At 72.0% G+C, this 21,796-nt stretch carries 22 protein-coding genes and 1 tRNA gene; 4 read left to right on the plus strand and 19 right to left on the minus strand.

The genetic code is table 11. The features are described from left to right. Positions 1 to 35: 35 nt before the first annotated feature. The 4 genes from amrb99_RS01620 to amrb99_RS52195 form a co-directional block, all read right to left on the minus strand. The gene (locus amrb99_RS01620; RefSeq protein ID WP_190851157.1) at positions 36 to 200 is read right to left on the minus strand and encodes a hypothetical protein; all 165 of its coding nucleotides are present in this window, start codon (positions 198 to 200) and stop codon (positions 36 to 38) included. A gap of 71 nt (positions 201 to 271) precedes the next feature. Beyond that, positions 272 to 360, minus strand: a tRNA-Ser gene (locus amrb99_RS01625). 39 nt (positions 361 to 399) lie between these two features. Beyond that, a complete protein-coding gene (locus amrb99_RS01630; protein ID WP_190851159.1) occupies positions 400 to 780 on the minus strand; it encodes a signal peptidase I in 381 nt (126 codons plus the stop codon). Positions 781 to 845: 65 nt separating this feature from the next. Next, the gene (locus amrb99_RS52195) at positions 846 to 3,110 is read right to left on the minus strand and encodes an AAA family ATPase (protein ID WP_347256487.1); all 2,265 of its coding nucleotides are present in this window, start codon (positions 3,108 to 3,110) and stop codon (positions 846 to 848) included. Positions 3,111 to 3,312: 202 nt separating this feature from the next. Between amrb99_RS52195 and amrb99_RS01640 the strand changes: the two genes are divergently transcribed. Further along, complete coding sequence (locus tag amrb99_RS01640) at positions 3,313 to 4,269, plus strand: NAD(P)H-quinone oxidoreductase (protein WP_190851161.1); 957 nt, start codon at positions 3,313 to 3,315, stop codon at positions 4,267 to 4,269. Positions 4,270 to 4,282: 13 nt separating this feature from the next. Continuing rightward, on the plus strand, positions 4,283 to 4,831 hold the full coding sequence (locus amrb99_RS01645) for a bacterial proteasome activator family protein (RefSeq protein WP_190851163.1): 549 nt from the start codon (positions 4,283 to 4,285) through the stop codon (positions 4,829 to 4,831). A gap of 46 nt (positions 4,832 to 4,877) precedes the next feature. Here amrb99_RS01645 and amrb99_RS01650 read toward each other — a convergent pair whose 3' ends face one another. Beyond that, entirely contained in the window at positions 4,878 to 5,681 is an 804-nt protein-coding gene (locus tag amrb99_RS01650; RefSeq protein WP_190851166.1) for an HAD family hydrolase, read from the minus strand. A 174-nt stretch (positions 5,682 to 5,855) separates the two neighbouring features. On the opposite strand from amrb99_RS01650, the gene amrb99_RS01655 reads away from it, so the two are divergent. Beyond that, positions 5,856 to 6,761: a tyrosine-protein phosphatase gene (locus tag amrb99_RS01655; protein WP_190851168.1), complete on the plus strand. Its 906-nt coding sequence runs from the start codon at positions 5,856 to 5,858 to the stop codon at positions 6,759 to 6,761. Positions 6,762 to 6,809: 48 nt separating this feature from the next. Here amrb99_RS01655 and serS read toward each other — a convergent pair whose 3' ends face one another. The 6 genes from serS to amrb99_RS01685 all read right to left on the minus strand — a co-directional run bounded on the left by serS (position 6,810) and on the right by amrb99_RS01685 (position 14,843). Further along, the gene (serS, locus tag amrb99_RS01660) at positions 6,810 to 8,069 is read right to left on the minus strand and encodes a serine--tRNA ligase (RefSeq protein ID WP_190851170.1); all 1,260 of its coding nucleotides are present in this window, start codon (positions 8,067 to 8,069) and stop codon (positions 6,810 to 6,812) included. A 102-nt stretch (positions 8,070 to 8,171) separates the two neighbouring features. Continuing rightward, positions 8,172 to 8,987, minus strand: a complete 816-nt coding sequence (locus amrb99_RS01665) for a class I SAM-dependent methyltransferase (protein ID WP_206699740.1) — start codon at positions 8,985 to 8,987, stop codon at positions 8,172 to 8,174. 54 nt (positions 8,988 to 9,041) lie between these two features. After that, complete coding sequence (locus amrb99_RS01670; protein WP_190851172.1) at positions 9,042 to 10,676, minus strand: hypothetical protein; 1,635 nt, start codon at positions 10,674 to 10,676, stop codon at positions 9,042 to 9,044. 8 nt (positions 10,677 to 10,684) lie between these two features. Continuing rightward, on the minus strand, positions 10,685 to 12,310 hold the full coding sequence (locus amrb99_RS01675) for a hypothetical protein (RefSeq protein ID WP_190851174.1): 1,626 nt from the start codon (positions 12,308 to 12,310) through the stop codon (positions 10,685 to 10,687). Beyond that, entirely contained in the window at positions 12,307 to 13,926 is a 1,620-nt protein-coding gene (locus amrb99_RS01680; protein ID WP_190851176.1) for a hypothetical protein, read from the minus strand. Before amrb99_RS01680 ends, amrb99_RS01675 begins: the two co-directional genes overlap by 4 nt. An 86-nt stretch (positions 13,927 to 14,012) precedes the next feature. Next, the gene (locus tag amrb99_RS01685) at positions 14,013 to 14,843 is read right to left on the minus strand and encodes an NAD(P)H-binding protein (protein ID WP_190851178.1); all 831 of its coding nucleotides are present in this window, start codon (positions 14,841 to 14,843) and stop codon (positions 14,013 to 14,015) included. Between the two features lie 198 nt (positions 14,844 to 15,041). Between amrb99_RS01685 and amrb99_RS01690 the strand changes: the two genes are divergently transcribed. Then, positions 15,042 to 15,971: an RNA polymerase sigma-70 factor gene (locus amrb99_RS01690; protein WP_190851180.1), complete on the plus strand. Its 930-nt coding sequence runs from the start codon at positions 15,042 to 15,044 to the stop codon at positions 15,969 to 15,971. 15 nt (positions 15,972 to 15,986) lie between these two features. Here amrb99_RS01690 and amrb99_RS01695 read toward each other — a convergent pair whose 3' ends face one another. The 8 genes from amrb99_RS01695 to amrb99_RS01730 all read right to left on the minus strand — a co-directional run bounded on the left by amrb99_RS01695 (position 15,987) and on the right by amrb99_RS01730 (position 21,782). After that, the gene (locus amrb99_RS01695) at positions 15,987 to 16,388 is read right to left on the minus strand and encodes a hypothetical protein (RefSeq protein ID WP_190851183.1); all 402 of its coding nucleotides are present in this window, start codon (positions 16,386 to 16,388) and stop codon (positions 15,987 to 15,989) included. Positions 16,389 to 16,401: 13 nt separating this feature from the next. Continuing rightward, the gene (locus tag amrb99_RS01700; protein ID WP_190851185.1) at positions 16,402 to 16,920 is read right to left on the minus strand and encodes an EndoU domain-containing protein; all 519 of its coding nucleotides are present in this window, start codon (positions 16,918 to 16,920) and stop codon (positions 16,402 to 16,404) included. Between the two features lie 61 nt (positions 16,921 to 16,981). Then, complete coding sequence (locus amrb99_RS01705; RefSeq protein ID WP_190851188.1) at positions 16,982 to 17,476, minus strand: hypothetical protein; 495 nt, start codon at positions 17,474 to 17,476, stop codon at positions 16,982 to 16,984. After that, positions 17,476 to 17,799, minus strand: coding sequence for a hypothetical protein (locus amrb99_RS01710; RefSeq protein ID WP_190851190.1), 324 nt, complete (start codon positions 17,797 to 17,799; stop codon positions 17,476 to 17,478). Before amrb99_RS01710 ends, amrb99_RS01705 begins: the two co-directional genes overlap by 1 nt. Before the next feature lie 11 nt (positions 17,800 to 17,810). Next, on the minus strand, positions 17,811 to 18,599 hold the full coding sequence (locus amrb99_RS01715) for a hypothetical protein (RefSeq protein WP_190851193.1): 789 nt from the start codon (positions 18,597 to 18,599) through the stop codon (positions 17,811 to 17,813). Positions 18,600 to 18,775: 176 nt separating this feature from the next. Then, positions 18,776 to 19,714, minus strand: coding sequence for a prephenate dehydratase (gene pheA, locus amrb99_RS01720; protein ID WP_347256488.1), 939 nt, complete (start codon positions 19,712 to 19,714; stop codon positions 18,776 to 18,778). 224 nt (positions 19,715 to 19,938) lie between these two features. After that, positions 19,939 to 20,391: a DUF4446 family protein gene (locus tag amrb99_RS01725; protein WP_190851383.1), complete on the minus strand. Its 453-nt coding sequence runs from the start codon at positions 20,389 to 20,391 to the stop codon at positions 19,939 to 19,941. Further along, a complete protein-coding gene (locus amrb99_RS01730) occupies positions 20,391 to 21,782 on the minus strand; it encodes a glycosyltransferase 87 family protein (protein WP_190851195.1) in 1,392 nt (463 codons plus the stop codon). Before amrb99_RS01730 ends, amrb99_RS01725 begins: the two co-directional genes overlap by 1 nt. Between the last annotated feature and the right edge of the window lie 14 nt (positions 21,783 to 21,796).

Consider the following 21,796-nt stretch of genomic DNA (forward strand, 5'->3'; position numbering starts at 1 on the left):
GCGCCGTCGCGTCCGCGCGGGCGGCCGCCCGGGGATCAGACCATCATGAGCGCGATCACGCCGACCACGACCACGACCGCCACGACGGCGAGGCCGACGATGAGGGGCATGTTCGGGCCGGACTTCTCCGCCGGCGCGCGATTGGCGAAGTTCTGAAACTGGTGAGTGGTGCCTGCCGGATCATTCGGTGTCTGCGACATGCCGAAGAGAGTAACGGATGCCTTCCGCCCGATTCGGGCGGTTTCACGGGCCCGCGTCGCCCGATTCCGAGCGGAGAGTGTGGGATTCGAACCCACGAGGACTGTCCCCAGCCCTGGGCGCTTTCAAGGCGCCTGCACTAGTCCACTATGCGAACTCTCCTCGGCCACGCCCGGGTGGCCACGGCCAACGATAGCGGGCTCACCCGGCCGCCTCGACCGCATATCCCGGGATCGACGGCCACCGGACGGTCATGACGACGGACTCCTCCTCGGCCTCCCAGGAGTGGTCGACGCCGCGTCCCCACACCACGTAGTCGCCGGGCTCGGCGAGCACGACGTCGCGTCCGGGGAACTCCAGCCGGAACCGGCCGCTGATCAGGACGAGCAGCGCCGTGCGCTTCTCGCCGTCCGTCCAGCGCGCGCGCCGCTCGCCCTTGGGGTGGACGCCCCATTTGATCTCGACGTCCTCGCTGTGCCGCAGGTCGCCGGGCGGCTTGAAGTGGCCCAGCAGCCAGCCGCGGTCCCCCGCCGCGTCCGCCGCGGCCTTGCCCACGTAGACGCCCTGGTCGTCGCTCTCCACGGGAGGCGACTCTAGCGGCGGCGGCACGCGGGCCGGGTCAGGCGGAGCGGGCGGGGACCGCCGGATCAGGCGGAGGGTTCGGGGCGCGGGAAGGCGAAGCCGTCGCCGACGATCGCGGCGAGGGTGAGGTACGCCTCGCGCGTCGCCGGGGCGAGCTGCTCCAGGTCCACTTCGGCGCCCTCCTCCAGGTGGTCGTCGTAGGGGATGCGGACGACGGCGCGGCAGCGGCTCTCGAAGTGGGCCTGCAGCTTGTCCAGGTCGACCTGGCTGCGGGTGCGGTTGCGGACCATCGACAGCACCACTACGCCGTTGCGGACGAGGTGGCCGTGGTCGTGCGCCTCCAGCCAGTCGAGGGTCGCGCTCGCGGACCGGGCACCGTCCACCGACGGGGAGCTGACCAGGACGAGCTGGTCGGCGAGGCGCAGCACCCCGGACATCGCGGAGTGCAGCAGGCCCGTCCCGCAGTCGGTGATGCAGATGGAGTAGTACTGCTCCAGGACGGCGGCGACGGCCTCGTAGTCCTCCGCGCTGAACGCCTCGCTGACCGCGGGGTCGCGGTCGGACGCGAGCACCTCCAGGCGCGCGGCGTTCTGCGAGGTGAACGCGCGGACGTCGGCGTACCGCTGGATCTTGTCGCGGCTGTTGAGCAGGTCGCGGACGGTCGCGGCGGTCTCCAGCCGGACCTTGTCCGACAGCGTGCCGCGGTCGGGGTTGGCGTCCACGGCGATGACGGTGTCGCCGCGCATCGAGCCGAGCATCGAGCCGAGACCGGTCGTGGTGGTGGTCTTGCCGACGCCGCCCTTCAGCGACATCACCGCGACGCGGTGGTGGCCGCCCGTCACGGGGGTGCGGGCGCGGGCGATGAGGTCCTTGCGGCGCATCTCGCTCTGCGACTCGCCGGGGTGGACGCTGCCGCCGGTGGCCTTGTAGACGGCGCGCCGCCAGCCGGAGGACGGCGCGATGCGGCGCTCGCCGAGGAGGTTCTCGGAGCTGAGGCTGTCGGCGCTCGTCGGGTCGGCCTGCTGCGGCTGCCCCGGGTACTGGTGGCCCGGCGGGACCTGCTGGTACGCGCCGGGCTGCCCGGGCTGCGGCTGGCCCGGGTACGGCGGCTGCCCCGGCCGGCCCGGCTGCGGGTAGCCGTAGCCCTGGTGCGGCTGGGCCGGGTCGCCGCCCGGCGGCATCTGCGCGTACGGCCGTCCGGTGCTCGGGTCGATCGGGTAGGCCTGGCCGGTGTTCGGGTCGACCATGTACGGCTGGCCCGTGTTGGGGTCGACCGGGTAGGGCTGCCCGGTGTTCGGGTCGACCGGGTACGGCTGGCCACCCGGGTTCTGCGGGTAAGGGTGGCCGGTGTTCGGGTCGACCGCGTACGGCTGCGCGTTCGCGTTCGGGTCCTGCGCGAACGGCTGGCCGCCGGCGTTCGGGTCCGCCGGGAACGGCTGCGCGCTCGGATCCTGCGCGAACGGCTGAGCGCTCGGATCCTGCGCGAACGGCTGCGCGTTCGGTTCCTGGGGGAACGGCTGCCCGGCATTCGGGTCTTGCGGGAAGGGCTGCGCGTTGGGGTCTTGCGGGAACGGCTGACCGCCGTTCGGGTCTTGGGGGAACGGCTGTGCGTTCGGGTCCTGCGGGAACGGCTGACCGCCGTTCGGGTCCTGCGGGAACGGCTGGACGCCGTTCGGGTCGACGGGGAACGGCTGGGCGCCGCCCGCGTTCGGGTCCGGCGGGGGCGGGAACGGCTGGTCGGGCATGTAGGGCGGCAGCTGGTCGAGCGGCGGCGCGCTCTGGCCGTTGCCCGCGTCGTACGGCTGCGGCGGCCCGGTCTCCCAGGGCTGCCGGGGCTCGAACGGCTGGTAGCCGCCGTACGGCGGGGGCAGCATGCCGCCCTCGAAGGGCTGCGGCATGGGGCCGCCGTCGTAGGGCGGCAGGTTCTGCACGGGCGGCGCGGTGGGCGGCGGCGGGCCGAACCCCTCGGGGCCGAAGTTGTCGGGGCCGAAGTTCTCGGGGCCGTAGTTCTCCGGGCCGTAGGTCTCCGGGCCGAAGTTCTCCGGCGGCTGGAGCGGCGGCGCGGCCAGCCACGGGTTGGCGTTCGGGTCCTGCGCGGGCTGCTGCCCCGGCTCGCCGGCGGCACCCTCCGGCGGCGCCGCGGGCGCCGGCTGCTCGGGCTGCGGTTTCTGCTGCTCAGGGGGCGCGGGAGGCGCCTGCGCCGCCGGTTGCTCGCCCTCGGTGGCGGCAGGCGGGGCGGCGTCGGACGGCCCCGTCGACTCGCCGCTCATCGCGTCGAGTGAGGCCAGCCGCTCCTCAAGGGAACGCCCGTCGTGCTCGTTCCTCGCCACCGATTTCTCCCCTCGGGCACACCTCAGATGATCATTACGGAGCAGGAGGGCAAAACGGCCCCCAGGCAGGATACCCGCGCGTCAATACCACGCATCACGCCGGTAGATCCACTTTGCCCGGGACGCCCGCGCGGAGGGGCGCCGGAGGCGGGGTCCGGACGCGCGGAACTGCGCCGACCCGTCGCCCGGTAGCGTGACCGTTATGCATGCGATCGTGATTCGCGAGCCGGGGGACGCCGACGTCCTGGAATGGACGCGGGTGCCCGATCCGGAGCCGGGGCCCGGCGAGGTGCTGGTGGAGGTGGCGGCGAGCGCGGTGAACCGCGCGGACGTCATGCAGCGGATGGGCTTCTACAACCCGCCCGAGGGCGCCTCGCCGTATCCGGGGCTGGAGGTGTCGGGACGGGTCGCCGCGCTGGGCGACGGCGTGACGGGCCTCGCGCCGGGCGACGAGGTGTGCGCGCTGCTGTCCGGCGGCGGCTACGCCGAGCTGGTCGCGGTGCCCGCGTCGCAGGTGCTCCCGGTACCGTCCGGTGTGGACCTCGTGGACGCGGCCGGGCTGCCGGAAGTGGCGTGCACGGTGTGGTCGAACGTGTTCATGCTCGCCGGGTTGAGCGCCGGAGAGACGTTCCTGGTGCACGGCGGCGGCAGCGGCATCGGGACGTTCGCGATCCAGCTGGCGAAGGCGCGCGGCGCGAAGGTGGCCTGCACCGTGGGCAACGCGGAGAAGGCGGACCGCTGCCGCGAGCTGGGCGCCGACGTCGTCGTCAACTACCGCGAGGACGACTTCGTCGAGAGCGGCCCGTACGACGTGATCCTGGACGTGATCGGCGCGAAGTACCTGGCGCGCAACGTCGAGGCCCTCGCGACCGGCGGACGGCTGATGATCATCGGGCTGCAGGGCGGCACGCGGGCGGAGCTGGACATCAACGCGCTGCTGCGGAAAAGGGCGCTCGTCCACGCAACGGCGCTGCGGTCCCGTCCGTTGGAGGAGAAGGCGGAGATCGTGGCGGCCGTCCGCGAGCACGTGTGGCCGCTGCTGGAGTCGGGGGAGGTCCGCCCGGTGGTCGACCGGCGCGTGCCGATCGTCGAGGCCGCCGCGGCGCACCGGCTGATGGAGGAGAGCGGCCACGTCGGCAAGATCCTGCTGACCGTGTGAGGATGAGGGAGATATGAGCGAGCCTTCGAAGAACCAGTCGGAACAGGAACCGCACGTGCTCGTGGTCGGGCCGAACGGCATCGCCATGGAGGGCGCGGGCGAGGGCGGCGAGCACGAGGGCAAGTCGATCACCGAGATGGTCGAGCAGCCCGCGAAGGTCATGCGGATCGGCGGGATGATCCGCCAGCTGCTGGACGAGGTCAAGGCCGCCCCGCTGGACGAGGCGAGCCGGGCCCGGCTGCGGGAGATCCACAAGTCGTCCATCAAGGAGCTCGAGGACGGCCTGGCCCCGGAGCTGGTCGAGGAGCTGGAGCGGCTGTCGCTGCCGTTCGCCGACGAGTCCGTGCCGAGCGAGGGCGAGCTGCGGATCGCGCAGGCGCAGCTGGTCGGCTGGCTGGAGGGGCTGTTCCACGGGATCCAGACGACGCTGTTCGCGCAGCAGATGGCGGCGCGCGCGCAGCTGGAGCAGATGCGCCGGGCACTGCCCGCGGGCATGATGCCGCAGGGCGTGGAGCAGCAGCAGGAGGAGCGGGGTCCTCGCTCGTCCGGCCCCTACCTGTAGGACGTCGGAACGACGGCCGCGCCCGGTGCGACGGGTGCGGCCGTCGTCACGGGAACAGGCGCTCCAGGATCTGCGCCACGCCGTCGTCGTCGTTGCGGGACGTCCTGTGCGTGACCGCGGCGAGGACCAGCGGGTGCGCGTTCGCGACCGCGTACGACGTGCCCGCCCAGGCGAGCATCGGCAGGTCGTTGGGCATGTCGCCGAACGCGGTGACGTCGGCGGGGCCGATGCCGTGCTCGGCGCACAGGGCGGCGAGGGCGCTGGCCTTGGTGACGCCGTGCGCGCTGATCTCCAGCAGCCCCCGCCCGGACGAGTGGGTGACCGTGACGAGGTCGCCGACGGCCTTCTCGGCCCGCGCGGCCAGCTCGTCGGGGTCGGCGTCGGGGTGGAAGGCGAGCAGCTTGGTGCCGGGGCTGGCGACCAGCTCGGCGCCGTCGACGGGCCGGCCGCCGAGCGCCTCGGCGTCCCAGCGCGACAGGTCGTAGCTGGTCTCGAACACGAAACCGGTCGGGTACTCGACGGCGAACCGGAAGCCGGGCGAGACGCCGCGCAGCCGCCCGATGGCCTCGGCGAGCACGTCCGGCGGGATCTGCCGGGCGTGCACCACGGTCTCGGAGTGCAGGTCGTAGACGAGGGCTCCGTTCGCGCAGATGGCGAGGCCGCGGTGCCGGACGGCGGCGGCGATCTCCGTCATCCAGCGCGGGGGCCGGCCGGTGACCATGACGAGCATCGCGCCCGCGCGCTCGACGCGCTCGAGGGCGGCGACGGTGCGGGCGGAGATGGTCCCGTCGGAGCGCACGATCGTGCCGTCGAGGTCGGTGGCGATCACGCGCGGCGCAGGTTCGGTCATGTCACCTTCCAGGTCGGCTCGGACACACCATAGGCGACGGGTCCGACGGGATATCCGCCCGGTCGCCCCCTTCCGCCCGGTCGCCCCCCTTCCGCCCCGTCCGCCGCGCGCCTAGGGTGTGGGTCCACCCGAATCTTCTTCACGTTCCCTCCCCCCGCGTGCGGAAGGCAGCAGATGCCCCCCCGAACCCCCCGCCTGGTGTCGGCCGCGCTCGCGGGCGCCGTCGCGCTGGCCCCCTTCGCCCTCCCGGCCCCCGCGTCCGCCGCCCCGGCCCCCGCGTCCGCCGCGCCCCCGGTCGCCGCTCGGACCGCCTCCACCGTCCGCGACATCGCGGTGGACGGCGCCGTCAACGTCCGCGACGTCGGCGGCTACACGGCACGGGACGGCCAGCACGTCCGCTACGGCCTCGTCTACCGGTCCGCGTCGCTCAGCAAGGTCACCGCGACCGGCGTCGCGCAGCTCCAGCGGCTCGGGCTCACGGCCTCCGTCGACTTCCGCTCGCCGCTCGAAGTCGGCATGTCGGGCGCCGACCGGCTGCCCGCCGGGGTAGCGCCCGTCGCCGCGAACATCAACGCGTTCTCGCCGACGCTGCTGACGATGGTCCCCGACCTGCTCAAGGCGATCCTCGCGCAGGACAAGCCCGGCGAGTTCATGGCGCTGTCGTACCGCGGGTTCGTCCATGACGCCGACTCCCGCAAGCAGTTCGCCGCCGCGCTGACCCGCATCGCGTCCGGCGAGGGCCCCGTCCTCTACCACTGCACCGAGGGCAAGGACCGCACCGGCGTCATGACCGCGATCCTGCTCACCGTCCTCGGCGTCCCCAAGGCCCAGGTGTACGCCGACTACCTGCGCTCCAACCAGGAGCTCGCCGACCAGAACGCCGCCGAGCTCGCCGAGCTGAAGAAGATCGGCATCGACCCGGCCCTCGTCGAGCCGTTCCTGACCGTCCGCGCCGCCTACCTGGACACCGCGTTCGACCAGATCGCGCGGGACTACGGGACGTTCGACGCGTTCGTCGCCAAGGGCCTCGGCATCGACGCCGCCACGCGGGCCGCACTCCGGAAGCGGCTCCTGCGGTAACGGGAAGGGCCCGTCCGGCAGGCGGGCGGGCCCTCTCGCTCCGGTCGTTCAGCGCTTGACGGGCTCCAGGACCTCCAGGCCCAGGAACTTCTGCAGCGCCTCCGGGACGCGCACCGAACCGTCCGCCTGCTGGTGGTTCTCCAGGATCGCGACCATCCAGCGCGTCGTCGCCAGCGTCCCGTTCAGCGTCGCGACGGGCTGGTTCTTCCCGTCGGCGTCCTTGTGCCGCACCGACAGGCGCCGCGCCTGGAAGTCGGTGCAGTTCGACGTCGACGTCACCTCGCGGTAGGTGTTCTGCGTCGGCACCCACGCCTCGCAGTCGTACTTGCGCGCCGCGCTCGCGCCGAGGTCGCCCGCCGCCACGTCGATCACCCGGTACGGGATCTCGACCTTCGCGAGCATCTCCTTCTCCCACTCCAGGAGCCGCAGGTGCTCGGCGTGCGCGTCCGCCGGGTCGCAGTAGGAGAACATCTCCACCTTGTCGAACTGGTGGACCCGGATGATGCCGCGCGTGTCCTTGCCGTACGAGCCGGCCTCGCGGCGGAAGCACGACGACCACGCCACGTACCGCCGCGGCAGCTCGTCGATGATCTCGTTCATGTGGTACGCGGCGAGCGGCACCTCCGACGTCCCGACCAGGTACAGCTCGTCCTGCGGGAGCTGGTACACCTCCGCCGCGTGCGCGCCGAGGAAGCCGGTGCCCTCCATCGCCTCCGGCTTCACCAGCACCGGCGGGTACATCGGCACGAACCCGCTCGCGACCGCCTGTTCCATCGCCAGGTTCAGCAGCGCGTACTGCAGCCGCGCGCCGACCCCGGTCAGGTAGTAGAACCGGGCGCCCGACACCTTCGCGCCGCGCTCCATGTCGATCGCGCCGAGGCTCTCGCCCAGCTCCAGGTGGTCCTTCGGCGCGAAGTCGAACGCGGTCGGCTCGCCGACGTGCTCCAGGACCACGAAGTCCTGCTCGCCGCCGGGCGGGGCGCCCTCCTCGATCAGGTTCGGCACGCCCTTCAGCGCGGCGTCCAGCTCCTCGCCGAGCCGGTCGGCCTCCGCCTCGCGGTCCTTGACCTGCTGCGCCAGCTCCTTCGCGCGGGCCAGCAGCGCCTGCCGCTCGTCGCCCTGCGCCCGGGACACCGACTTGCCGAAACTCTTCTGCTCGGCGCGCAGCTGCTCGAACGAGGTCAGCGCGGAGCGCCGCCTCTCGTCCAGGTCCAGCAGCCGGTCGACGACGGCGTCATCCTCACCGCGGGCGCGCTGCGAGGCGCGCAGCCGCTCGGGATCCTCTCGAAGAGCTCGCAGGTCAATCACAGACCCGAGGCTACCGGCCCCGGGCCCTCCGGCGCGCGCGAGTATCGCGGTCCGGTCCGGTCGCCGTCCGCCCGCGGCCGATGCCCGCCGGCGGCGGTCTGGTCAGCGGCGCGCGCTCGCCAGCAGCGCGTGCGCGGGCAGCGCCACGGACCCGCCGTCGGCGCCGTCCGGCAGCGCGTAGCCCGCGACGATCCGGTCGTACTCCGCCTTGATCCGCGCGACCGTCGCCGCGTCCTGCCGGCTGATCGCGACGCCGTTGCTGCCGACCCTGGACAGCGCGCCCGTCTCCCACCACTCCTCGGGGTCGACGACGTGCTCCCAGGTCACCTCCTCGACCGCCACGTCCGCGAACCCCGCCTCCGTCACCAGCCGCTGGAACGCCATCGCCTCGCCGTACTCGACGAACGGCGACGGCGGGATGTCGTCCGGCCACGGCACCCCGGCCGCGTCCATCGCCTCCCGGACGACCGCGAGCGCGCCGACGCCCGGCATCACCCAGCAGCTCAGCGCCAGCCGCCCCTCCGGCCGCAGCACCCGCCGCAGCTCGGCGAGCGCCGCGTCCGGCGCGCCGACGTGGTTGATGACGAAGTTGCCGACGGCCGCGTCGAACGTCCCGTCCGGGAACGGCACCTCCGGCAGCACCGCCACCTGGACGTCCAGCCCCGGCACGTTCCGCCGCGCCGTCTCCGCCATGCCCGGCTCGGCGTCCAGCGCCGACACCTCCGCGCCGCGCCGCACCGCCTCCGCCGCGACGAAGCCCGGGCCCGTGCCGACCTCGAGCACCCGGGTCCCCGCCGCGACGCCCGCCGCGTCGAGCAGCGGCCCGACCATGTACCGCGTCATCCGGGCGAATCCCCGCTCGTACGCCGGAGCCCGCCCGGCCCACAGCTCGCGCTCGTAAAGATCAAAGTCGACCACGGAGGCAGCGTACGCCAACCTACGCCCCCGTAACCGGCGGACTTGTCAGCGTCCTTACCGCACGTCCACGTAGTCGTCCCTGTAGGTCTTCACGTAGGCGGACGAACCGCCGTAGTAGGCGCGCCACGTACCGTCCTTGGACGCCTTGAACCCCTTCCGGAAGCGGCCCAGGCCGTCCGTCGTGGTGGCGCCCAGATAGGTCCACTTGGAAGACCCCTTGGGCAGGAAGTAGAACGACACCTTCTGCTTGCCGAACGTCGTCCACTTGGTGGTCTCCCGGTAGAGGGACCCCACGATCGTGACAGTGCGGCCCTTGACGACCGGCTCCGGGCTCGCGGTGAAGTCGAGGATCTTCGTCCGGTACCGGACGTCCACATAGTCGGCGGGGCCGGTGGACGCCAGCGAGGAGTAGCCCTCGTCGCGCACGACGGCCCGCCAGTACCCGTCGCGCGACGCGCGCGCCGGAACGGCGAAACGGCCGTCGATGTCCATGGACCGCGCCGCGACGTCGCTCCACTTCTTCTTGTCGGTGGAGAACTGCAGATGCACCACGCCGCCCTGTGCCCCGTCCCACCGGCCGTCGGCCATCTTGCGGAGGACCCGGCCCGTCGCCGTCACCGTGTCGCCCCTGCCGACCGGCTCCGGACCGGCGTCGAACCCGCTGATGGACGTCCGGTAGTAGACCGGCATGACGTTCGTGCCGGCGGACGACATGTCGTAGCTCTGGTAGTCGTCCGGCAGGTTCACGTCATTGGCGAAGGAGGCGTCCCAGGCGCCGTCATCGGTGACCAGGACGGGGACGCTGTAGACACCGTTCGCATCCGTCTTCGGCGAGGCGATCGTGTGCCAGTCGCCGCCGACCGCCTTGTCGAACTGCAGGTCGACCTGCTTGCCCGCCAGCGGCGCCCACGCCCCCGCGCGGTCCTGCCGCTCGAGCTTCCCGGTGATCGTCACCGTGTCGCCCACGATGAGCCGGCCCTTGACCACCAGGCTGATGCGGGTCTTCAACTGCTGCCGGGAGACCCGCACGGCCGCGCTCCGCACCGGCCGGTGCAGGAAGTCGCCGTAGTACGACACGACGACATCACCCGAATGGGCGAAGACGGCTGTCCCCTGAGCGCGCCCATCGGCGCCGGTGACCGCGGTGACGCTCTGGCCGTTCGGCTGGTCCACGGAGAGCCGGGCGCCTTCGACCGGCGTCTGCGTGCCGTCGGCGTTCCGGGCGAGCAGCCGGGCGCTGAAGGACACGTTCGGGTGGTCCACGTCCACCGTCGCGGGCGTGACCTCCACGTCGGCGAGTGCGGTTTCCAGCCCGTTGTCGATCACGGCCCGCCCGGGCAGGTTCCGCGTCATGGCGGCGTTCGTCAGCTCGACGTCCACCGTCCAGCGGCCCTGCGCCACCGTCACCGGCCGGCTCGTCCGCCAGACTCCGTCCGTGGCCGTGCCGCCGACCAGCTCGAAGTCGTCCACCGGAACGGTCTCGGGCCCGCCGCCCAGCGGCCGCAGGACGGCCCGCACCTTCGTGATGTCGCTACCGGAGGCCGCCGCGACCTCGATCTGCGTGGTCGCCCCCGGCGTCAGGATCTTGACGGACCGGATGTTCGGGTAGTCCGCCGCCTCGGCGGACGGAGCGACGGCGAGCGCCGCGACCGTCACCAGTCCCGTGAAAAGCGCCAGCAACCGGCGCACCCGAATTCTCATTGCACGTCCACGTAGTCGGTGGGCTTGTCGGAGGCGAGGTAGTTCGCGCTGCCGTTGTAAGAGGCCATCCAGGTGCCGTCCTGGGACGCCTTGAACGTCTTGCTGAACCAGCCGTTGGACGCCGTCTTCACCACGGCCATCTGCGTCCACTTCGACGAGCCCTTGGCCTGGAAGTAGATCGACACCGGGGCGTTCGGTCCCGGCAGCTTCTTGTCCATGTACCGGAACAACTGCCCCTTGACCGTGATGCTCTTCCCCTTCTTCACCGGCTCAGGAGAAGCGTTGAACCCGGCAATGGACGTCGCGTAGCGGACATCGATGAAGGTCGGAGTGGTGACGAGCGGCTTGTACAGCGCGTCCCCCGGATACCGGACCCGCCAATAGCCGTCACGCTCCGTGCGCTCGTCGGAGGTGAAGAGGTCGAAACCGCCCGCCGCCGTCGTCCCCGTGCTGTACGTCGCACGCGTCCACGTCTTGCGGTCGGTGGAGAACTCCAGGAACACCGGGGCACCGGCGATCGGGCCCAAGTCGCCGACGAGCGTTCCGGTCACCTCCAACGAGCCGCGGTACGCGAGCGGCCGCGTCGCGTAGGTGAGGCCCGAGATCCGCGCGGTCCTGGACAGGTCCACCGTCCCGAGATCGACGGACCCGCCGGTCAGGAAGAACGTCCCAGGCGTCTCGATCACCAACCGGCCCGAGCGGGTCACCGAGAACGAGGCGTCGAACGTCCCGTCGGCCCCCGTCGTCGGCCACCGATCGCCGCTCACCGCCGGCGCGGCGGCCGCACCCGAAGCGTCCTGCTGGTAGTCGACCGTGAGCGAAAGGCCGCTGACGGGCACGAGTCCGGCGGAGCCGCGCCGCATGACCCTGCCGTGGACCGTGATATCGGCCCCATCGCGCGTAGGCCGCACCGACACCAGTTGCGCCGTCGTCTCGGTCGCCTGCTTCACGACCGTCAGCGGGGTCGACTCCGTGGTACCGCACAAGGCCCCTTGCCGTGCGACCGCCACCGACATCGACGGATCCGTGGCGGTGAAGGCGAACCCCCCGTCCGCTCCGGTGCGGGCACTGCCGTTCCCCGCCTTCACCGTCGCCCCCTCAGCGGGTTCGAGCGGTTCGTCGCGGTACTTCTGCACCATGACGCGCCCTTGGTAGGTCACGTCCGGGTGCTCGGTGTCGATGGTCTTCGGCGCGTACTCGACGTCGGTGACGGACGTCAGATAGCAGTCGACGAACGCGGCGGCCGGGCGCAACGTGGAGCCATCGGCGGACCGGACGGTCGCTTGGACGACGTTCGCGCCCGGATGGTGCTCCACGTCCGTCTGGAGCGTGGCCTGCCAGGTACCGTCCTTGTCCGTGCCGTCGACGAGCGTGAACGACAGCGCCGCATAGGGCGCGGCGTCGGCCGGATTCCGCACTGCGCCCTCGACGGCGACGATCCCGTCCGACGACTTCGCCTTGAGCGTGAAGGTCGCCACCCGGTCGTGCGACAGCCGGTCGAAGGCCGACGTCAGCTGGGCGTCATGGATCTCCGCGTGGGCGGCCGCCGGAGCGACGACACCCGCCGCCGTCAGGGCGGCGGCCGCCAGACACGCCTTGGCGGCCTTTCCGCGGCGGCTCATCGGACGTCCACGTAGTCGCTGGGCTTGTTGGAGGCGATGTAGTTCGCGCTGCCGTTGTAGGAGGCCATCCACGTGCCGTCCTTGGACGCCTTGAAGTTCTTGCTGAACCAGCCGTTGGACGCCGTCTTCACGACCGCCACCTGAGACCACTTCGTCGAGCCCGACGGCTTGAAGTAGATCGACACCGGGGCGTTCGGACCGGGACCCGCCTTGTCCATGAAGCGGTACAGCAGGCCCTTCACCGTGATGGTCTTGCCCTTCTTCACCGGCTCAGGGGAGGCGTTGAAGTTGTAGATCTGCGTCCGGTACTTGATGTCGACGTAGACGGCGTCGCTGACGGCCGGGCCGACGAGCGTGCTGCCCGCGTACCTGGCCCGCCAGTATCCGTCCTCCTTCGGAAGCTTGTTCGGCGAGAAGAAGAAGGTCCCCGGGTACTGCAGTTCTCGCTGGAACAGGCTCCACTTCTTGCCGTCCCGGGAGAACTCGAGATCCACCGGCAGGTTCGTGATCCCGTTGGAGTTCGGGAGCAGCGTCAGCCGTCCGGACGCCTCGATCGGGTCGCCGTAAGGCAGCGGATGCCGCCCCGCGGTGAAGTCCGTGATCCGCGTGGCGTCGCCGATGGTGAACGGACCCAGCTCCGCCTTGCCCTCGGTGAGGAAGCCGCTGCGGTCGGAGGCGCGCACCGTGAGCTTGCCGGACTTCCCGACGGTCCATCCCGCTTTGAAGGTGATCTGGAACGTCCCGTCCGGCCCGGTCGACACGGCACCGGGCGGGTCGAAGTACAGCAGGTCGCTCGGCACCTCCACCCACACCGGGACACCGGCGACGGGGACCGTGCCGGCGGCTCCGTGCCGCACGACCTTTCCCTTCACCACCACGTCCCCCTGGGCGGTCATCGGCGCGGACGGCGTCACCTGCGCGGTGATCTCCATGGCCTGCAGGTTCACCGTCGGGTTCGCGGATGCGCTCACGGCGCACAACCGTCCCTGCCGCTGGACGTAGCTCCCCGGCCGGGGCGTGCCGGTGAACCGCTGGACGTACCGGCCGTCCTGGTCCGTCGTCGCCTCCGGGTTCGTCGCCGGCCCGACGACCCGGACGCCCGCAACCGGCTCCGGCGCGGTGTCGCGGCTCTTCTGGACCATGACCCGGCCGCTCAGCGCCACATCCGAGTGATCGATGTCGATGACGGCGGGCGAGCTCGTGAAGTCGTCGATGGTCGTCCGGTAGCAGTCGTCGAACGAGGTCATCTTCCTGACCGTGGCTCCGTCCGCCGTGGTGACGAGCACCTCGACGTAATTGGGGCCCGGACGGCTCTGGACGTCGGGCCGCAGTTCGGCCCGCCAGACGCCGGCGTTGTCCGTCCCCTCGGCCCGCGTGAACTCGAGCGCGGCGTACGGTTCCGCGCCGGGGGACCAGTAGTGCACGTTCGCGCGGACACCGGTGACTCCGGTCGCCGAGGTCGCGGCGACCTCGAAGGTGGCCACGCGGGCCGGATCCAGGACGTCGAAGCCTGTGGTCACCTTCACTCCGATGGCGTCCGCGCGGGCGGCGGCCGGGACGAGGAGCGCCGACGCCGCGAGGGCGGTGGCGGCCAGGAAGGACGGCGTACGGCGCAAGGAAGGGCCTCTCCGCTGACGTTCAGGAAACGATCAGGAGACGCCCAAGATCCACAACCGGTTGGCGCGTCCGGAAAGCCCGATGATCACATTTCGGTATCCGAACTTTCCGCCGCCGACCGGTCACGAATCCGCAGCCCGGCCGGAGGCGTGCCGGGTCGGGACCGGGCTTCGAGCCACTCCTCGAAGGTGGGGCCGGCGAGCCGGGCGTGCGGGCCCGGCAGCAGGCCGCCGGCGGCGGCGTACTCGGCGTCGGGCAGGCCGGGATCGGCGACGCCGACGACCTTCACGCCCCGGCGGGCGCCGAGGAGTGCGGCCGCCTCGGAGACGATCTCCTCGCGGGGCCCGGCGATCTCGGGGATCGGCGTTCCGGGAGCGGGCCCATCGGGGTCGGTGGCCAGGTCGACCAGCGCCTCGGCCACGGTGCGGGCCGCGACGAGCCGGCTGGGCCAGTTCGGGATGTAGGCGACGTCGCCTTGCTGCCAGTCCATGAGCTGTCCGACGAACTCGTGGAACTGCGCGGCACGCAGGATGCGGGCGGGGAGGAGCCCGGACAGGTGCAGCTCCTCGTGCACCTTCTTGGCGGCGCCGAAGCCCGCGGTGGTCTTGTCGATGCCGATGATGGACGCCACGGTGATGTGCGTGACCCCTGCCGCCTGGCCGGCCTCGTGCAGGTTGCGCGCCGACGTCCGGAAGAACTCGGTCGCCGCCTCCTCCTCGGAGGCGTGCCACGACGCGACGTCGATGATGGCGTCGGTCCCGGCGAGCGCCTCGGCCAGGCCCTCGCCGGTGATGACGTCCACACCGGTGGCCCGTGCCATCGGCACGACCTGGTGACCCCGTTCGGTGAGGACGTCGACGACGTGGCGTCCCAGTCGTCCGGTCGCTCCTGCCACGGCGAACTTGCTGCTGCTCATGGTTGCTGCCTTTCCTGGAAGGGGCGCCGCGAGCCCGTCAGGCGCGGCGTCCTGACGAACACGAGACGACGGCCCCCCGGCCCCCGTAACAGCACCGGTCATGTGACCTAGGTCATCGCCAAGGGCGTGTTACGCGACGGCGCTGACCGTCGTCTAGTGCATGGAGCAGGACTGGGAACCGACGGGCAGGAGCCGGGCATGAGCGAACGCACTGTGGACACCGCCGAGCCGCTCGCCGACGCCGACCCGATGGAGTCCGCCACCGAGGCGTTCGTCGCACACCGCAGCCTGCTGTTCACGGTCGCCTACGAGATGCTCGGTTCAGCGACCGACGCCGAGGACGTCCTGCAGGAGACCTGGCTGCGCTGGGTGGGCGTCGATCGGGCCACCGTGCGGGAGGAGCGTGCCTACCTGGTGCGGATCGTCACCCGCCAGGCCCTGGACCGGCTGCGCGCGCTCAGGCGGCGCAAGGAGTCCTACGTCGGGCCTTGGCTGCCCGAGCCGCTGCTGACCGCGCCGGACGTCGCCGAGGACGCCGAACTCGCCGACAGCGTCTCCATGGCGATGCTGCTGGTGCTGGAGACGCTCCAGCCGACCGAACGGGCCGTGTTCGTGCTGCGCGAGGTCTTCGATCTGGACTACGACGAGATCGCCGAAGCCGTCGGCAAGAGCCCGGCCGCGGTCCGCCAGCTCGCCTACCGGGCGCGGTCGCACGTCGCCGCGCGCCGACCCCGTGGCACCGCCACCCCGGCCGAGACGCGAGCCGCCCTTCAGGCGTTCCAGCGGGCCGTCGAGACCGGCGAGCTCCAGAGCCTGCTCGACATCCTCGCGCCGGACGTCGTCGCCCTGAACGACGGCGGCGGCGTCAAGCACGCCCTCCTCCGGCCCATCGTGGGGGTCGGCGACGTCGCCCGCCTGCTGGCCGCCGGCTGGTGGAGGCGCGACGCGGAAAGGGTGCTCGAACCAGCCGAGCTCAACGGCGCCCCCGGGCTGCTCGTCCGGGTCGACGGGGAGATCGACGGCGTGGTGGCGGTACAGGTGGAGAACGGCCGCGTCGCCGGCCTCTACCACGTGCGCAACCCCGAGAAGCTGTCCCACGTGGAACGCGAGACCTCCATGACCCGCTGACCCTGGGCCGGGCGGTCAGAGGGCGGAGCGGAGGGGGTGGGGACGGGCGTGCCTCTCCTCCCATTTGGTGAGTTCGCGCTGCTTCCAGCCGCTGCTCGAATGGTCGGCGAGGAACGCCCAGTACCGCAGCATCACTTCGATCGCGTCGGCCGCCGCGTAGTGGCCTTCCCAGTCGTCGGACATGATGTCGAAGAGGTGCAGGCCGTCCGGCCTGACCTGCGCGGCCCACGAGTTGCCCGACCAGTCCTCCTCGCGGCTGCGGCCGGCCCGCACGTCGTCGACCCTGGCCAGCATGTCGAGCAGCCAGTCGCCGGCGGTCTGGACGTCCCCGACCAGGAACGCGCCGAGCGCGGTCTCGGACTCGTCGGTGAAACTGTAGTCCGGGGTGTTGTGCACGCTGTTGACGAAAGAGATCATCGGTTGAGTCGCCTTAGCTGTAGGGCATGACCGGCCAAGCCGAGTCCCAGGCGTTCTTCATGCCGTTCCGTTTGAACGACCCCTGGATGACGATGCCGTCCACGGTCCCCGACCATCGCTTCCCGTCGGAGCTCACCGTCTTGCTCGCGAACGCCTTCTCGATGGCCGAGTTCACCCGCTGCGGGGACCAGTTGTCGGGGAAGAACGTGCTCCCGTGCGGCTTGGTCATCCACTGCCCGTTGGGGCCCTTCATCTGGACGTCACCACGATAGACGCCCGTGTGGGGGTCGCGGTCCAGCACGGTGACGCGCCGGTCGAGGTCGTCGCGGCCCATGAACCGGTGGTGGTACCCGGTGGGCGTCAGCCCGTTCTTCGTCTTCCGGATCTCGCCCTTGAAGACGTGGTGCCGCCCCCCGTGGTTCTTGATGGCCTTGCGCATCCATCGCATCGCGGCCTCGAAGATCCCAGAGGCGGCCTTGCCCTCGCCGGACTTGAGGAGGAGGTGCAGCGCCAGGAAGAGGACGGCCAACATGAGGCCGGCCGCGGATCGCGCGGTGGCCGCGCGCGCCGGGGTCCCGCGGCCGGAGTACGGGTCACCCATTGAGGATCGCGTCTATGGCGAGGTTGATGAGCTGGTCGATGAGGGCGCCGGTGATCTCCTTGAAGACAGGGATCTCGGTGAGGGAGGCGCCGAAGGTCTCGGGGGCGGTGGCGATGGCCTGGGCGATCTCGGCGGCCAGCAGGGCGAGCTGGACGATCGTGTTGATCTTCAGGCCGAGGACGATGCCGCCGCAGACCATCAGGCCCGCGCCGATGATCTGGGCGGCGGTGCGGGCGTCCTCGAGGTTGGCGTGCGGGGCGTCGGCCTGCGTCCAGGAGTCCTTGAACGCCTGGACGCCGTCGGCCTCGTGGGTCGTCCAGACCTGCTGGGCGTGGCCGTGGGCGTCGGCGACGGGGCCGCCGAGGGTGCCGGCGAAGCGCAGCCAGGCACCGCCCATCTCCATGAGCTTGGTCTCGTCCGCCTCGGGCCAGGAGTAGCCCAGCATCGACAGCAGCGAGCGCAGCTCGCCGGGGAGTTGCAGGCCCATCAGAGGAAGTCGTTGACGCGGTTGACCTCGATGGCGGAGGCGTCCTCGGACTCGCGGTAGCCGGCGGCCATCGCCTGCACGCCCTCGCCGTGCTCCGCGACGCCCTCGATGTTGTCGTCCAGGCAGTCCTGGAAGACCTCCAGGACCGCCTGGTAGCAGCCGCCGATGATCGAGCCGATGTCGTCGCTTCCCCAGGGCTCCCCATAGGAGGACAGTTCGCCCTGGAATTGCTGCCAGTGGGAGCGGAGGCCGTTGGCCGCGCCGCCGATGTCGCGGCCGCTCTTCAGCATCTGCTCGTGGTCGACCTTCAGTTCCGGAGCCATGCGGCCTCCCGTTACCTGGGCTGGATGTCGCTCATCAGGGACTGCAGGGACGTGACGTACCGGGCGAGCTCCCGGACTCCGGCGTCCTGGGCGGCGCGGACGTTCTCGGTGAACTCGGCGGACGGGGCGGCGGACCGGCGCGCTTCGGTCTCGGCGCGGGCGAGGGCGTCGTTGACCGCGGCGCGGGCGCCGTCGGCGATGTCGGCGGCGCTCAGCCCGTGCTCCCAGACCAGCCGGACGACGCGGCCGGCGGACGACGCCTTCGCGTAGAGCCGGTCGTCCACCGCCCAGGCTTCGCCCTCGGCCGCCCCGCCGGTGGTGCCGGCGGCGTCCAGGGCGGCGCGGGTCCGGGCGAACAGGCCGTCGAAGTCGGGCGGTTCGAAGCCGCCGCGCATCACGGCGCGCTCGTTGACCTGGGCGACGGCGTCGCCGATCGCGCTGGTCATCCGGCGCATGCCGTCCTGGCCCTGGGTGAGGACGGCGTCGAGCCCGGCGCGGATCGCGTTCAGGTCGACCGGCGGGACGTCCTGCGCGGCGGGCGGGGCGGGACGCGCCCGGTCGAGGGCCGCGTTGATCACGGTGGTGAGGTCCGCGGCGAGGTCGTCGGCGTCGAGCCGCAGCAGCCGGGGGTCGAGGTCGACGGCGGTCAGGCGGCGGCCCGCGGCGGTGACGCGGATGCGCTCGTCCTCGGAGACCGCGGTCGCCGGTTCCGTGGCCGGCGCGCCGGGCTCCTGTGGCGCGGCCGGAGCCGTGCGCAGCTCGTCGAGTCGTCGTCGTGCGCGGCTGATCTGCTCGTCCATGCCGTCCCCGTGCCCCCGGAAACAAGATCAACGGGCGACGACCCTAGCAGTCAAAACGGCATTAAGGAAAGGACGATGACATATCGGCTGGTCAGTGAAATGGACCAGAGATCAGGTGAATTGAACGGCTTTCCCGATAGGGGAATTACGGACTTTCCAGAAAGGCGACGGTCGGGTCAGGCGCGGCCGGTGCGGATGGTACTGAGCCAGGCGGCGGCCTCGGTGAAGTCGTCGTCGTGCGTGCCCCGGCGGATCTCCGGACGGACCTGGTCGGCGCGCGGGTAGGATCCGACGAAGCGGACGTCCGCGCAGATGCGGCGCAGGCCCATCAGCGCCTCGCCGACGCGGGCGTCGTCCACGTGGCCTTCGAGGTCCATCCAGAAGAGGTACGAGCCGAGGCCGGCGCCGGTCGGGCGGGACTGGATCAGCGACAGGTTGATGCCGCGCACGGAGAACTCGGTGAGGATCTCCAGCAGCGCGCCCGGGTGGTCCTCGCCGATGAACGCGACGACGCTGGTGCGGTCCATGCCGGTGGCGGCCGGCGGCGCGCAGGGGCGGCGCAGCTGGACGAACCGGGTGACGGCGTCGGCGACGTCGTGGATGTCCTCGGCGAGGACGGCGAGGCCGTAGCGGGCGGCGGCGAACGAGCCGGCGAGCGCGGCGTCGTAGTGGCCGTCGGCGACGTGCTGGGCGGCCTCGGCGTTGGACGTGGCGGCGCGCCACTCGGCGTCCGGGACGTTCTCGGCGAGCCAGCGGCGGCACTGCGGCTGCGCGATCGGGTGCGACGCGACGGTCTTGATGTCGGCGAGCGCGGTGCCGGGCCGCACCAGCAGCGCGAACGAGACCGGCAGGTGGACCTCGGCGACGATCTGGAGGGGCTCTCCGGTGGCCAGCTCGTCCAGCGTGGTGGGGACGGAGCCCTCGACGGAGTTCTCCAGCGCGACCACGGCGGAGTCGGCCTCGCCGCGGCGCAGCGCGTCCAGGACGGCGGGGACGGTGGCGAGCGGGAGCTGCTCGGCGGTGGCCGCGCCCGGCAGGGACATGAGCGCGGCCTCGGTGAACGTGCCCCGCGGACCCAGGTAGGCATAGCGTTCGGGCCTGGTTTCTGCGGTCACGAAGATCCCCCGAGGGCGCGGTTCTGCGGGGCACCTGCTTCTGCGGTGCCGAGAGAGACGAGTGTACTTGCCGCCGCGTAAAGTCCCGGCCGGGGCGGCGGGCACGGGCGGTGCCGCGCCGCCGGACCGGCCCGGGAGCGGGCTCGCGCGCCAAGAGGGCGCGGGAGCGGGTCCCGCAGCCGGTCAGGGCGCGGGCGGTAGAGGTGCGGGCGGTGGCGGCCCGGTCAGGCGCGGGCGGTGGAGGCGCGGTCGCCGAAGTCGGGCAGCGGGTCGTCCATCGACACGATGGGCCCCTTGCCCAGGCGGGCGGCGCGCAGCACCTGGTTCTCCTCGGGGGAGAGCATCTCGACCGGATGCCCTCCCTGGACGGCCTTGGCGTAGGTCCTGGTCTCGGTGCGCCCGTTGATCGAGCTGAGCACGACGCCGTCCCCGACGGCGTTGAGCACGGCGAGCGAGAAGGACCGGTGCCCCGACATCTCCTTGAGCGCGTCGTAATGCACGATGGCGAGGTCGCGCAGCGCGCGTTCGTCCACCTCGCCGGAGGCCACCTGGAGTTGGCGCCTCAGCATTTCCCCGCACTCTTCGACGACCTGGTTCACCCGATTGTGGGCCACCACCGCGATGGAGAGCCCGGCCACACCGGCGACCAGGCCGGCGACGGCCACCGCGACAAGCATCACGTGGCGAGCGTACCCACCTCGACCTGCCGTTGCGAAGGATCTTCGCGACTCGCCCGCCGGGTGACGCGGTTCGTGAGCCAGTTTCCCAGCAGGAGGATGGCGACGATCGCCGCGAGGCCGAACGAATCACGCTCCAGACTGCCCCAGAAACGGGCGATCGGAGGGTGTCCGGTGGTGGACAGGTGCGACCCCCACCACGGCAGCGGGAACAGAAAGAAGATCCAGAACGCCAGGCCGAACAGACATCTTCGCGTGTCTCGCCCGTCGCCCACCAGAGCCCCGATGACCGGGATGATCCACACAAGGTGGTGAATCCACCCGACGGGGGACAGAAGCACGGACAGCAGCCCCGTGATCGCGACCCCGGCGAGCAGCAGGCCGTACGCGCCCGGACCGGACGCCGGGTCGGCGGCGGCGAAGTGGTCGGTCCCGGCCGGCCCGGTGACGACCGGCCGGCCGCCGACCAGGGCGTCCGCCGCGTACGTCGCCCGGCGCGCCAGCTTGAAGCCCGCGTACGCCATGGCCAGCGCGAGGACGAGCCACACCGCCGTCCGGGCCGGGCCCTGGTCGAGGACCCGCGCGACGATCCCGTTGATCGCCTGGTTGGTCGTCCCGTCGACGGCGCCGGTGCGGTCGCCGCCCTGCAGCAGCGCGCCGAACCAGTAGGCGGCCGAGGCGTGCGGCAGCACCGCGAACCCGCCGAGCGTCGCCACCACCGCGGTGGCCAGCGCGTTCACGAACGCGTCCCGGCGCCCGGTGATCAGGAAGTAGAGCAGGAAGACGCCCGGCACCAGCTTGATCGCCAGCGCCAGCCCGACCAGCAGCCCGCGCGGCCAGCGCGGCGAGCGGGTGCAGCAGTCGGCCAGGCACATCGCCAGCAGGAACACCCCGACCTGGCCGAACCGGATCTGGTCGCGGACCGGGTCGAGCCAGGCCGCCCCGGCGACCAGCACCCCCATGGTCAGCGGCGCCCACCGCCCGGTGCGGCGGATCAGGTCGCGGAACGCGTACCAGACGGCCACCGCCAGCGCGGCGTAGATCAGCAGCGTCCACGCCCACTGCGCGGCCCGCCACGACAGCAGCGTGAACGGGACGGCGAGGAGCGCCGCGAACGGCGGGTAGGTGAACGGCAGCAGCTGCGGCGGCTGGGTCAGGAAGTCGTACAGCGCCGCGCCGCGCAGCACCGCCAGCCCGCCCTCGCGGTAGACCTCCAGGTCGACGAGCCGCTGGTCGGGCTGGTTGTAGAGCCACTCGGAGACGATCGGTGTGACGGCGGCCACCACGACGGCGACGCCGGCCAGCGCGATCAGCGCGTCCAGCGGCGACCGCCGGGCCCGCGCGCGTCCGGGCCCGGCGGTCGCCTCGCGCGTCCCGCTGACTGCTCGCATCCCCACATCCTGGC

The organism is Actinomadura sp. RB99, from assembly GCF_014706005.1.
In the GTDB taxonomy this organism is placed as follows: Bacteria; Actinomycetota; Actinomycetes; order Streptosporangiales; family Streptosporangiaceae; genus Spirillospora.